This window comes from Martelella sp. FLE1502 (assembly GCF_053484255.1).
In genome coordinates, this window is the sequence record NZ_JBAKFQ010000001.1 from 1 (window position 1) to 13,573 (window position 13,573).

General features: G+C 61.7%; 10 protein-coding genes. 2 read left to right on the top strand and 8 right to left on the bottom strand.

All coding sequences use genetic code 11. From position 1 onward, the window contains the following. Positions 1–161: 161 nt before the first annotated feature. The 3 genes from V6767_RS00005 to V6767_RS00015 form a co-directional block, all read right to left on the bottom strand. A complete protein-coding gene (locus tag V6767_RS00005) occupies positions 162–1,388 on the bottom strand; it encodes an aminotransferase-like domain-containing protein (RefSeq protein ID WP_448471548.1) in 1,227 nt (408 codons plus the stop codon). 200 nt (positions 1,389–1,588) lie between these two features. Then, on the bottom strand, positions 1,589–1,996 hold the full coding sequence (locus V6767_RS00010) for a VOC family protein (protein ID WP_448471549.1): 408 nt from the start codon (positions 1,994–1,996) through the stop codon (positions 1,589–1,591). Between the two features lie 220 nt (positions 1,997–2,216). Beyond that, the gene (locus V6767_RS00015; protein WP_448471550.1) at positions 2,217–2,810 is read right to left on the bottom strand and encodes a TetR/AcrR family transcriptional regulator; all 594 of its coding nucleotides are present in this window, start codon (positions 2,808–2,810) and stop codon (positions 2,217–2,219) included. Between the two features lie 215 nt (positions 2,811–3,025). Here V6767_RS00015 and V6767_RS00020 point away from each other — a divergent pair, with 215 nt between their 5' ends. Continuing rightward, positions 3,026–3,367 carry a cupin domain-containing protein gene (locus tag V6767_RS00020; RefSeq protein WP_448471845.1) on the top strand — a complete coding sequence of 114 codons (342 nt, stop codon included), beginning with the start codon at positions 3,026–3,028 and terminating at the stop codon, positions 3,365–3,367. Continuing rightward, positions 3,364–3,747, top strand: a complete 384-nt coding sequence (locus V6767_RS00025) for a hypothetical protein (protein ID WP_448471551.1) — start codon at positions 3,364–3,366, stop codon at positions 3,745–3,747. Before V6767_RS00020 ends, V6767_RS00025 begins: the two co-directional genes overlap by 4 nt. Positions 3,748–3,808: 61 nt before the next feature. Here V6767_RS00025 and ilvC read toward each other — a convergent pair whose 3' ends face one another. From ilvC to lon, 5 genes are all read right to left on the bottom strand, one after another. Continuing rightward, on the bottom strand, positions 3,809–4,828 hold the full coding sequence (gene ilvC / locus V6767_RS00030) for a ketol-acid reductoisomerase (RefSeq protein WP_448471552.1): 1,020 nt from the start codon (positions 4,826–4,828) through the stop codon (positions 3,809–3,811). A 58-nt stretch (positions 4,829–4,886) separates the two neighbouring features. Then, a complete protein-coding gene (locus V6767_RS00035; RefSeq protein WP_448429299.1) occupies positions 4,887–5,510 on the bottom strand; it encodes a TetR/AcrR family transcriptional regulator in 624 nt (207 codons plus the stop codon). 383 nt (positions 5,511–5,893) lie between these two features. After that, positions 5,894–10,378 (bottom strand): PAS domain-containing protein, encoded by a 4,485-nt coding sequence (locus tag V6767_RS00040; RefSeq protein ID WP_448471553.1) that lies wholly within the window; start codon positions 10,376–10,378, stop codon positions 5,894–5,896. A 265-nt stretch (positions 10,379–10,643) separates the two neighbouring features. Beyond that, positions 10,644–10,919: an HU family DNA-binding protein gene (locus V6767_RS00045; RefSeq protein WP_018066007.1), complete on the bottom strand. Its 276-nt coding sequence runs from the start codon at positions 10,917–10,919 to the stop codon at positions 10,644–10,646. 207 nt (positions 10,920–11,126) lie between these two features. Then, positions 11,127–13,544: an endopeptidase La gene (lon, locus tag V6767_RS00050; protein WP_448471554.1), complete on the bottom strand. Its 2,418-nt coding sequence runs from the start codon at positions 13,542–13,544 to the stop codon at positions 11,127–11,129. Between the last annotated feature and the right edge of the window lie 29 nt (positions 13,545–13,573).

Sequence of the window (13,573 nt, forward strand, 5' to 3'; positions counted from 1 at the left end):
GAGAAGTGTCAGGCATGTCTCCGAACATCTGTCAGGTATGTATCAAGGCCGTACAACAAGGCCGAGGATGACGCCGAGAATGGGGAAAGGTTGTCGACGAAAAGAGGCCCGACGTCGAACGCCGGGCCTCTTTCTGTCTGATTTTTTTTCCGCTGCCCTTGTCAGGCGGCGGCTGCGAGTTCGCTACCGATCAGCGCGCCGAGCCGGCGCATGCCCTCGTCGATCGCCGCGGGCGCCGAGCAGGAGAACGACAGGCGCAGATGGTTCTTGCCGCTGCCGTCCGCGTAGAACGCATTGCCGGGCACGAAGGCCACCTTGGCCTCCTTGAGCGATTCCTTCAGCAGAGCGGCGCTGTCGATATGCTCCGGCAGCGTCACCCAGACGAACATGCCGCCCTGCGGCTTGGTCCAGCTCACGCCATCGGGCATATGCCTGGCGAGCGCATCCAGCATGGCGTCGCGACGCTCGCGATAGACGGCGATGATCTTTTCGGCCTGGGCGTCGAAACCGGCCTCGGCAACGCGCGCGACGGCCATCTGGTTGATCGTCGGCGAGTGCAGGTCGGCGGCCTGCTTTGCCAGCACCAGCCGGCGGATGACCGGCCGTGCCGCGCAGACCCAACCAACGCGCAGGCCCGGCGACAGCGTCTTCGAGAAGCTGCCGCAATAGAGCGTGCGCGTGTTCTCGATGCCGCCGGAGCGCGCGCAATCCATCGCAAGCAGCGTCTGCTGTCGCTCGCCGTCAAAGCGCAGCGCGCGATAGGCGGCGTCCTCGATCACAGCGATATCCAGCGCATCGGCAAGATCGAGCAGCTTCTCGCGCTCCATCGGCGTCAGGCATTCGCCGGTCGGGTTGGCGAAATCGGCCGAGAGATAGGCGAATTTTACCCGGCTTCCGGCCTCGCTCGCCGCCTTCGCATAATCTTCCGGCGCGGTGTTGCGCGAAAGGTCGAGCCTGTCATAGCGCGGCTCATAAGCATTGAAGGCCTGCAGCGCGCCCAGATAGGTCGGCCACTGCACCAGCGCGGTATCGCCCGGCGACAGCATCAGCTTGCCGAGATAATCGAGCGCTTGCTGCGAGCCGGAGGTGATGAAAATATTACCGATATCGGCGTTGATGCCGCGCGCGTTCATGCGCTGCACGATCCATTCGCGCAGGCGCGGATAGCCTTCGCTGACGGAATACTGCAGCGCCTGCCCGGCCTCCGAACTGCCGAGAATATCGGAATAGGCCTTTTGAAAATCGGCCGCCGGAAACAGCGCGGGATCGGGAATGCCGCCGGCGAATGAAATGATGTCCGGCTGGTCGAGCAGCTTCAGCAGTTCGCGGATTTCGGAGGCGCCCATCCGTTTGGCGCGTGTGGCGTAAATCGCTTCCCAGTCAAGCATGGGGGTTTCCTCAAACGTCTTTTTTGTGCCGGGAAGATCAACACAGCACGCGATTTAAGTCAATAATGCTGACCTATTTTTCGGCAATAAAACGACATGATACCGAACCAACGCGTAATTATCGGTCTCATCCGGCTCCAATGCGGCAACTTTATGATCGTTTGCCGCGCGGTCAGGATCCCGGCCACAATGCCGCGGCTTTACATTTCCGGGCGCGAGAAAAAGGGATCCCCCGCGTCCTTGAGTTCGCAGGCATTGCCGTCCGGATCAATGAAGGTCGCGACAACGCCCCAATCGAACGACTTGCGCTCGACGGCAATGCCACGCGCTTCGAGTACATCTGCTGCCGCTTCAACGTCCTCGACGTTGAAGCGCAACATGGTCGGGTTTTCGGTGTTGGGCTTGCGCGTGTCGCGGGCAAACCCGCCGGTTTCGATCATCAGGTATCCGTCGCCGAAATGCAGACAGCACAACCGCTCCTTCTCGAACCAGACGAGCAGTTCAAGAACGTCGCGATAGAACCGCAGGCAGGCATCGTAACGCTCTGTTCCGAGTATGATTCCATGTGTCCGGATCATCCCGGCAAGATTTTTGGCAGCCACAGACATGCATCGATTCCTCCCCCTATCCGCTGCAAAAAAGACGCCACCAAGGATGGAAGCCTATAGGTTTTGGAGGTCAACACCGATCCGCATCTTCGACCATGGTCGGGGATGAGTAACGCCGTCGGCGCGTCATAAGCCGCGTGTAGCGCGCGGCGGCAGCCAAGCCCCGCCTGGTTCGCCCGGTACAGAGCCGGAGGCCGTAAACGCCGGTCGGACGCCCGCCTCAACGGCGCGCGGCCTCCGCGAGTGCCGCATTGAGAATCGCGCGCGCGGTCCACAGTATGACCTCTTCGCTCTCGTCCGGCTTCAGCCCGCAGACATCCCTCATCACCACCATCGTCTCCATGCCGGTCAGCAATGCCAGCGCGTTGATGAGCCTGAGGTACATCCGGCGCGGCATCGTGCGCGACAAGGGCGCCAGAGCCGCACCGAGCCACTCAAGTCGGCGCGCCCCGCGTCGCCCGCCTTTTTCGACGATCCGGGCAGCGAGGAATTGACGGAAGGTCGTCTCGTTCTCCTCCAGCATCGTCAGCACCTGGCGGATGACGGATTCGAGGCGGGCAGTGACGTCGAGCGCGGGATCGTCCGGTATGCGGATCGCCAACGCCACGGCGTCCAGCGCGACTTCCTGCAGCAGCTCATCCGGCGTCGAAAAGTAACGATAGGCCGTGGCCCGCGAAATATTGGCCCGGTCGGCAACCTCCGGGATGGTGATAGTCACCCCCTCGCCAGCAAGGCTTCTCGCGGCCTCCAGCAGTTCGGCCCGTGTTCTCTTCTTCTGGTTGATACGCTCGCGACTTTGTTCTTGACCCGTCATTCCAAGTCCTTTATGAGACGCTCATCTCATTACAGTACAACCGTATCATTAAACAGAAAGGCACAAAGATGCAACACGATACCTTGAACCACAAACCGCCCTCCGACACCGTCCACTTTCTCGGAAACCTTCTCACCTTCCGGGCCAGCGCCGGCGACACCGACGGAACGTTTTCCGTCGCCGAGTGTCTCAGTGCGCCTGGCGCGGGCGCGCCGATGCATCACCAGAAGGACAGCGAAGCTTTCCTGGTGACGGAAGGCGAGGTCGAATTTGTCCTGAATGGAAAAGCGCGCCGCTGCCGAAAAGGCGATTTCCTCTATGTGCGACCTGGCGACGTCCACGCCTTCCAAAACACCGGCTCTTCGCTGGCGCGGATGATCATCATCAACCTCCCCGCCGGCCCGCATGAGGATTTCTTCCGCGCAGTCGGCGACCCGGTTGCATCCGGGTCCGAGACTTTTCCGGAAATCGCGCCGCCGGACATGCCAAGGATACTGGAATCCGCGCAACAATTCGGCATTCACATTCTTCCGCCTGAAACGGCAACGCAGCCATGAAGCGCCTTGCCTCCTCCTGCTTCGTGGTCGCGGCGCTCGCGGGCGTCACGGGCATGACGATGGGCATCGTTATGGCCGCATCGCACGACCACAGCCTTGCACCGGCACATGCGCATCTCAATCTGCTGGGCTGGGTCTCGATGGCGCTCTACGGGCTCTATTACCACACCCATCCGGCGGTCGCTTCCAGGCCGGTTGCCACCGGGCAGGTAGCGCTGGCGATCCTGTCGATCGTCCTGCTGATCCCGGGCATCGTGATCGCCAATCTCGGCGGCAGCGAAGCGCCGGCCGTCGCCGGCGCCCTCCTCGCGCTGCTATCGATGGTGATATTCCTGGTGATCACCGTCGCCGGCTTCCTCAGCGAGGCCCGAACGGCCTGAAAACGCGAAAAGCCGGAGGGCGGTGCCCTCCGGCTTCTTCATTCGCACTCAAGCGAAAGACTTAGTTGCGCTCTTTGTCCACTAGCGCGCCCTTCTTGATCCAGGGCATCATGCCGCGCAGCTTTTCGCCGACTTCCTCGATCTGGTGGTGATCGTTGACGCGGCGGGTGGCCTTGAAGCGGGCGGCGCCCGAATGCCATTCCTGCATCCATTCGCTGGTGAAGCGGCCGGTCTGGATGTCCTTCAGAACGCGCTTCATCTCGGCCTTGGTCTCTTCGGTGATGATCCGCGGACCGGTGACGTACTCGCCCCACTCGGCCGTGTTGGAAATCGAGTAGTTCATGTTGGCGATGCCGCCTTCATAGATCAGGTCGACAATCAGCTTCACCTCGTGCAGGCACTCGAAATAGGCCATTTCCGGGGCGTAGCCGCCCTCGACCAGGGTTTCGAAACCGGCGCGGATGAGCTCGACCAGACCGCCGCACAGAACGACCTGCTCGCCGAACAGGTCGGTTTCGCACTCTTCCTGGAAGGTGGTCTCGATGATGCCCGAACGGCCGCCGCCAACGCCGGAAGCGTAGGACAGCGCAACGTCAAGCGCGTTGCCGGACGCATCCTGGTGAACGGCAACGAGGCAGGGTACGCCGCCGCCCTTCTGGTATTCGCCGCGCACGGTGTGGCCGGGGCCCTTCGGCGCGATCATGATGACGTCGACGGTCTTCTTGGGCTCGATCAGGCCGAAGTGAACGTTGAGGCCGTGGGCAAATGCGATCGCCGCGCCGTCGCGGATGTTGGGGGCGATCTCGCTGTTGTAGATGCCGGCCTGCAGCTCGTCGGGCGTCGCCATCATCATCAGGTCGGCCCAGGCGGCAGCCTCGGCGACGGTCTTGACCTCGAAGCCATCGGCTTCGGCCTTCTTGGCGGTGGCGGAACCCTTGCGAAGGGCGATGGCGACGTTTTCGGCGCCGCTGTCCTTCAGGTTCAGCGCATGGGCGCGGCCCTGCGAACCATAACCGATGATCGCGACCTTGCGGCCCTTGACGAGATTGAGATCAGCATCCTGATCGTAGTAAACACGCATTGTCTTTCCTTCCCTTGACAACCTGTCTTTTGATCAACCGCCCCAAGGCGGCGTCAATTCATTTGGCCGCATAAAGCAGCCAGAAACGGTCTACAGCGCGCTCGGCGCGCCGCTGGAACATGCCGCGGTCGGCGGCCTCGCCCAGAAGCTGGCGCACATGGCTATCGCCGACGATCAGCCCGTAGAGCACGCGGTAAGCCTCGTCGCCATTGTCGAACAGCAGCACACCGGAGCGTCTTCCGTCTTCCAGCAGCGCGCGGGCGCGCTGGTCGATCTGTGCCCTGCCCCGCTCCAGAAGCATGCGGCCGAGCTTTTGTCCATCCCGAGTCACGCGGCCGATCGCCAGCCGGTTCAGCGCCAGCGACACATCGCCGGAAAGCACTTCCAGCAGGTCCTGTCCGAATGTCTGGAGATGCCGCTTGAGTTCGTCGCTATCAAGGCGATGGCCGGCGCTTTCAAAGGTACGCACCTTGCTGGCCTGATAGGCGACCATCGCCGCCAGCAGACCGTCACGATCGCCGAACCACTTGTAGAGGCTTTCCTTCGAGCAGCTTGCCGCGCGCGCGATACCCGCCGTCGTCACGGATTTCTCGCCGCCTTCGACCAGAAGCCGCAGCGCCTGCTCGAGCACCGCCTGCTGGCGGGGCGAAAAATGGGCATCGATGTCGCTGTCCTCGACCACGGAACGGCTCTCTTTCTCCAATAGGTAACGTACGGTACGGTACCTAGTGCAGCAAAATTCAGCCGCGGTCAAGCGTTTTCATGACCTGACACACTGCCTGCTTACCGCAGGATTATCGCTCATGATTTTGTCGCATAGCCCCCCAATCTTCGCGCCCCGGAGGGGAGAGATGTCGCGAAAGCGACAGTGAGGGGGGAATATCAACGCGACCGTGCTTGCAATTTGAAATGCCGCGCCACCCTCACTGCCCCTTTCGGGGCATCTCTCCCGCCAGCGGGAGAGAGTATCGGGAGCAAGCTGCCAGACCATATGCAATAACCCCGCAGTCTACCCTGATGATCCCGAGGAGCTTCAACGCCGCAATCCTGAAGCCCGGCGCGCGCTTATAGCTTGATCCCGGCCGCCGGTTCCGGATGGTGGTAGGCATAGCCCTGCGCCAGATCGACGCCCATATCCCTCAGTCGCGCGGCGATCTTGTCGTCGGAGACATATTCGGCGACGGTCTGGATGCGCAGCACCCGGGCCATCTCGACGAAGCACCGGATCGTCGCTTCGTCGACGGGATGGGTCAGCAACCCCTGGGTAAACTGGCCGTCGATCTTGAGAAAATCGATGGAAAATCTTTTGAGATAGCTGAAAGACGAGGAGCCGGCGCCGAAATCATCAAGCGCGATCATCACGCCGCGTTCGCGCAGCGCCCGAATGAACTCCATGGCCTCGGCCATGTTGGAGATCACGGACGTCTCGGTTATTTCCAGGCACAGGCTGCGGCGCACCGGCTCGCTTGCCGCATCAAGCAATTCCAGGGCAAACCGGTGGAAGCCGCGGTCGCCGACCGACTGGCCCGAGACATTCACCGACACGACGCTTTGCGGTCCGGCGCCGGCCATCTCCATCCATTCCAGCGCATGGGCAAGCACCCAGCGATCAATCCGGGTCGCGAGATTGAAGCGCTCGGAGGCCGGCAGAAACGCGTTTGGCGGAATAACCTCGCCGTTGTCGCCGATCATGCGCAACAGAAGTTCGACATGGGTCTTGCCACCCGTCCCGGCGAAGGGGACGATCTTCTGGGCGTAGAGCACGAAACCATCCTCCTCCAGCGCCTGCTCTATGCGCGTGACCCAGCTTCTCTGACCGACCAGCGACTTTACGGCCTCATCATAGTCCCTCCAGACGTGGACCCGGTTGCGACCTTCCTCCTTGGCCGCATAACAGGCGGCATCCGCCTCCTGCAGGATCGTCGCAACGCTCGGCGCATCTGCGTCGATCGCGGCAAGGCCGATACTGGCGCCGATCCGGTAATGCTTGCCTTCATGCACCAGAACGAAATCGGCAACCGCATCGCAGATCTTCTGCGCAATGCCATGGGCGATATCGATGGGACAGTTTTCGAGGATCGCGGCGAACTCGTCGCCTCCAAGACGCGCAAGCGCGTCATTCGCGCGGATCACGCCCTGTATCAGTCTGCTGATCTTGATCAGCAGCTCGTCGCCCACGGCATGGCCGCAACTGTCATTGACGATCTTGAACCGGTCGAGGTCGATGAAAAGCAGGGCCGAGTCGGGTCCGCCGGCGCGGGCCGCCTCGAGGGTCTTGTGCATTCGCCGCTCGAATTCCGACCGGTTGATAAGACCGGTGAGCTGATCATGGCTTGCGCGATAAGACATCTCACGCGCCAGACGCCTTTGCTCGCTGACATCGTGAAACACCAGTACGGCCCCCAGGATCTCACCGTCGCCGTTCCTGATCGGCGCGCAGGAATCCTCGATCGCGAACTCCCGGCCGTCGCGTGAAATCAGAACCGTATCCTCCGACAGTCCGACCACCTGACGCAACTCCAGGCAGGTGCGGATCGGATCCATTGCCGGTTCGCGACTGTCTTCCCGGATCACGCGGAAAACGTGATGCGACGGTTCGCCCTCCGCATCGGCGGCGGACCATCCGGTCATCCGCTCGGCGATCGGGTTCAGCCACCGGATCATGCCATCCGCATCCGCCGTGATCACCGCGTCCCCGATCGAATCCAGCGTGACCCGCATCAGTTCGTGCTGCTCCGCAAGCTCAAGCCCGAGCTGCCGTTCCTCGGTGACTTCCCATGTGACGCCGATGAACCGATCCGGTCCGCCGTCAACACCGCGCACCAGCCGCGCCGAAGCGCGCAGATGATGGAGCGAGCCATCCGCCCAGATTATCCGGTATTCCTCGTCCAACTGATCGTCATTATCGATGGCGCGTCTGACCGCCTCCACCAGGCGGGCAACATCCTCTTCAAGCGTGTAGCGCCGCCAGAGATCGGCGAGCGGCGTAGCGGTATCCGGCGGCAAACCATAAAGGCGGTACATGCCGGCATCCCAGCTCGCCTCATTGGTGGAGAGGTCTATCTCCCATATGCCGATGCCGCCATTCTCGGCGGCGATCGCCATACGCTCCGCGTTCAGGAGCCGATCGGCCTCCTGCTCCTTCTGCCGGGTGATATCGGTATGAGTGCCGATCATCCGCAGCGGCCGGCCGTCCTCGTCCCGTTCGGTGACCAGCCCACGGTCGAGTATCCATATCCATCGGCCATCCTTGTGGCGCATGCGGAACTGTTCCTCGAAGATCGGCGCCTCGCCGCGAACATGGGCGGCATCCGCCGCCAGTGCGCGCTCCATATCGTCGGGATGGATGAAGGATTGCCAGGCGGTTCCGCTGTCGGTTACTTCCTCGCGGGTATAGCCGATCAGTTCGCACCAGATATCGGAGTAGTTGGTCTTGCCGGTAACGAGGTCGGCGTCCCATATGCCGATCCGCCCGGTTTCCGTCGCCACCGAAAACAGCCGGTTGACGTCTTCAAGCGCCTTGCGCTGGGCCACCGTCTCGCTGATATCCTGAAACGTGCCGACCAGCCGCACCGCCTTGCCGTCCACAAATTCTGCCGAGCCGACGGCGCGGACCCAGAGCAGACGGCCCTTGGCGGTAACAAGCTGCAGCTCCAGGTCCCACCCCTCGCCTGTCGCAATGCACTTTTCAACTGCTGCGAGGATGATTGGCCGCGAATCCGGCGCATAGAAATCAATCGCTGTCTCAAGCTCGGGTTCATAACCCGGTTCAAGGTCGTGAATCCGACATGTCTCTTTCGACCAGCGCAACCTGCCTTCGAGCAGGTCCAGTTCCCAGCCGCCAACGCCAGCCACTTGGCCCGTACGGTCGAGAAGCTCCTTGCTCAGGCGGAGTTCCTCTTCCCTGCGCTTCTGGACCGTGATGTCGACGTGAATGCCAAACATCCACTCCGGGCGGCCATCGCTCAGGCGCGCAAGCACGCGCCCGCGCGTGGCGATCCATACCCAGTGCCCCTGTTTGTGGCGCACGCGCAGCTCGGCTTCGTAATTATCGGTCTCCCCGCTGAAATGCGCGTCAATCCGAGCGTCGAGCAGCGGCCGGTCATCGGGATGAATCCGGTCGCGGAAGGCGTCGATGGTGACCGGCGCGAGCTCCTTCAGCGTGTAGCCCAGCATGGCCGCCCATTCCTCATTCACCCGATTCTCGCCGGTGGCGACGTTCCACTCCCATGTGCCCGCGTTGGTGCCCGCGATGATCTGGCCGAGCCTGCGCCGTTCGGCGCGCAGCGCCATTTCGATCTGCCGGCGATAGGTAACGTTCTCGACAATCCCGATTGACCGCAGCACCTCTCCTGAACCGCCGCGTTCGATCACGGCCGAAAGCAGTACGTCGATCACCGCGCCGGAACGGGTGGTCATCTGCGCCTCGACATCCTCGTAATGTCCATCGCTCGCAAGCGCCGATTGCAGTTCAGCGCGGAAGCGTCGTGCCGAGGGCTCCGGCATGAAGCTCGCGAGAGGCCGGCCGATCACATCCTCCCGGAGATAACCCATCTCCTCCAGCCAGCGGTCGCTGACGCTCAAGAGCCGTCCGTCGGGATCGAGCGCGTGAAGCATGGCCGGCGTGGCCCGATAGAGCCGGCGCAGCCGCTGCTCCGCCTGCGAAAGCTCGTTCTGCGTCGCCAGGATATCGGAAATATCGCGGATAATTTCGGTGGCGCCGACGATATCGCCGTCCTCGGAAACCACCGGACCGATCGACACGGAGACCGGAATGGTCGATCCATCCCTGTGCCTGCGCTCCGTGCGGATCGTGCGGGCGTTGCCGACTTCCATCAGCCGTGAATACGGGTCATAGGCGGCGGTATCGTCGCCGAACATGATGCCGGCCGAAGCGCCCAGGGCCTCATCAGCCGCATAACCGAACATACGCTCGGCGGCCCTGTTCCACTGCGTGATCCGGCCGCCCATATCCATGGTGACGATCGCATCCTCGCTGTTTTGCAGGATAGACTGGGTTTCGGCGGCGGCGGCCAGCAGTTCATTTTCGTGCAGGAAAGCCCGGCGCATCTCCAGCGCCCTGGCCGTCGCTTCGGCAAGATGGCTCAGAATCTGCCGCTGTTCATCCGAAAGGCTGCGCGCTTCCATATCGATAACGCAGAGGGATCCGACATTCTCGCCGCCAGAAAGCTTCAGCGGCACGCCGGCGTAAAAGCGGATTCCGGGATCTCCCGTAACGAAGGGATTCGCGGCAAAGCGCTCATCCTTGCGGGCATCGCCAACTTCGAGAAGCCCCTCGCCCTCGATCGCGTGGGTGCAGAACGAAAGGCGCCGCTCGGTTTCGACCAGTCCTTCGAGACCGACATTGGCCTTGAACCACTGGCGATCCCTGTCGATCAGCGAGATAAGCGAAACCGGCGTGCCGCAAACCAGTGCCGCCGCCTTGGCGAGCGCATCGAACTCCGCCTCCGGCTGCGTATCGATCACCTCGAGCTTCCGCAGCGCCGCGAGGCGCTTCTCCTCCGCATTGGGCTTCAGGTGGCTATTCAAGGGCGCTCGTCCTGATACCGGCAAATCCTCTATGACATTTTAGCATAGCATGAAAAACGTTTCCCGTTACCCGTCCAGGCCCGCAGCCGGGTCATGAACGGCATCACCTCATGATATGAAGCGCAACGCGAAATTTTCAAGCAAGCGAGACCGGGCCGGTTCAATCGGCAAGAAGTGCCGCCGATTTATGTAAGTTTACGCTAACTTATATAGGCATAAAAAAACCCGGAACGCGAGGCTCCGGGTTTTTCGCCAATCAGCGAGATCAGGAGTTGCAAGCTTCCTTGAGGCCCTTGCCGGCCGTGAACTTCGGAACGTTGCGCGCCGGGATATCAACTTCGGCGCCGGTCGACGGGTTGCGGCCCTTGCGCGCGGCGCTGTGGGATACCGTGAAGGCGCCGAAGCCGGCGAGACGGACTTCGCCGCCATTCTTCAGTTCGCCCTGAACGGCGTCGAATACAGCGTCAACAGCGGAAGCCGCGTCGGTCTTCGACAGGCCGGCCTTTTCAGCTACGGATGCTACGAGTTCACTCTTGTTCATGTTTCCACCCTTTCTCAAATGGTTCGAAACGAGGTCTTGTCTCAGGGGTTTAGTTACACTCCACCAAAGCCCGCTGCAATTCAAAAGCCTTGCGTGGCAGGGAATTGCAAGGGGTTTGGGGCATTTTGCACGCAAAAGGCCGGTTGAAAACCGGCCTCCTGCGCCCCTTTTCCACAGGAGCCCGTGAAAAGTGGCAATTGTTCGACCTCAATGGGCCACGGATTTGACCGAGTCGCCTTCCGATTCATCGCTCGAAATCGCGACCGGATCGGCTTCCGGATCCCATTCGATGGGCTTCGGCATCTCCAGCAACGCATGCTCAAGCACCTCGCCCATGCGCGATACCGGCACGATTTCGAGACCGTTCTTGACGTTGTCCGGAATGTCCGGCAGGTCCTTGGCGTTCTCTTCCGGGATCAGCACCTTGGTGATGCCGGCGCGCAGCGCCGCAAGCAGCTTCTCCTTCAGACCGCCGATCGGCAGAACCCGACCGCGCAGCGTGATCTCGCCCGTCATCGCGACATTCTTGTGGATCGGAATACCGGTCATGACCGAGACGATGGCTGTCGCCATGGCGACGCCCGCCGACGGACCGTCCTTGGGCGTGGCGCCTTCCGGAACGTGAACGTGAATGTCGTTCTTGTCGAACATAGGCGGCTTGATTCCGAAATCGACGGCGCGCGAGCGGACATAGGATGCCGCTGCCGAAATCGATTCCTTCATCACGTCGCGCAGGTTGCCGGTGACCGTCATGCGGCCCTTGCCGGGCATCATCACGCCCTCGATCGTCAGCAGTTCGCCGCCGACTTCCGTCCACGCCAGACCGGTAACAACGCCGACCTGATCGTCGCCTTCCGCCTCGCCGTGGCGATAGCGCTGGACGCCGAGATAGTCGGGCAGATTGTCGGCGGTGACGTGAACCTCGGTCTTGTCGCCCTTGACGATTTCGGTCACGGCCTTGCGGGCGAGCTTCATCAGTTCGCGCTCAAGGCTGCGCACGCCCGCCTCGCGGGTGTACTGCTGGATCGTGCGGGTCAGCGCGCCGTCATCGACCGAGAACTCCTCGGGCTTCAACGCATGCTCGCGGATCGCCTTCGGCAGAAGGTGCCGCTTGGCGATTTCCAGCTTCTCGTCCTCGGTGTAGCCGGCGATGCGGATGATCTCCATACGGTCCATCAGCGGGCCCGGAATATCGAGCGTATTCGCCGTGGTGATGAACATCACATTCGACAGATCATATTCGACCTCGAGATAGTGGTCCATGAACGTCGCGTTCTGTTCCGGATCCAGCACCTCAAGCAGGGCCGATGACGGATCGCCGCGGAAATCGGCGCCCATCTTGTCGATCTCGTCGAGCAGGAAGAGCGGATTGCTCTTGCCGACCTTCTTCATCGACTGCACGATCTTGCCGGGCATCGAACCGATATAGGTCCGGCGGTGACCACGGATCTCGGCCTCGTCACGCACGCCGCCAAGCGCCATGCGGACATATTCGCGGCCGGTCGCCTTGGCGATCGACTGGGCGAGCGAGGTCTTGCCCACGCCGGGCGGACCGACGAGGCACAGGATCGGGCCCTTGAGCTTCTTGGCGCGCGCCTGCACGGCAAGATACTCGACCACGCGTTCCTTGACCTTTTCCAGACCGAAGTGATCTTCCTCCAGCACCTTCTCGGCGTGCTTCAGATCACGCTTGATCTTCGACTTCGAGTTCCAGGGCAGACCCGTCAGCCAGTCGAGATAGTTGCGGACAACGGTCGATTCGGCCGACATCGGGCTCATATTGCGCAGCTTCTTCATCTCCGCGTCGGCCTTTTCACGGGCTTCCTTGGAGAGCTTGGTCTTCTTGATGCGCTCTTCGAGCTCGGCCATTTCGTCGCGGCCGTCCTCGCCCTCGCCGAGTTCCTTCTGAATGGCCTTCATCTGCTCATTCAGATAATACTCGCGCTGGGTCTTCTCCATCTGCCGCTTGACGCGGGTGCGGATGCGCTTTTCGACCTGAAGAACCGAGATCTCGCCTTCCATGAAGCCGAGCGCCTTTTCCAGACGGCTCTTGACGCTGGTGGTTTCCAGCATTTCCTGCTTCTCGGTCAGCTTGATCGCGAGATGCGAGGCCACCGTATCAGCAAGCTTCGAGTAGTCCTCGATCTGGCCGGCGGCGCCGACAACCTCGGGCGAAACCTTCTTGTTCAGCTTCACATAGTTCTCGAACTCAGACACCACCGAGCGCGACAGCGCCTCGATCTCGACCGCGTCTTCTTCCGGCTCGGCCAGCACGCTGGCATTGGCTTCGTAGAAGTCGTTCTCCAGACGGATATCGTCGATCTGCGCACGCGACTTGCCTTCGACCAGAACCTTGACGGTTCCGTCGGGCAGTTTCAGCAATTGCAGGACATTGGCGATGGTGCCGATGCGATAGAGCGCATCGGGTTCCGGATCGTCGTCGGCGGCATTGATCTGGGTGACGAGCATGATCTGGCGATCGGCGTTCATCACTTCTTCCAGCGCGCGAATGGATTTCTCGCGGCCGACGAACAGCGGAACGATCATGTGGGGGAAAACCACGATGTCACGCAAGGGCAACACGGGGAAAGCGGCGGCTTCCGCTGCTGGCGCGTTCTGCGTCATGTCTTTTTCCTTTCCGACCGCCCGGCGGA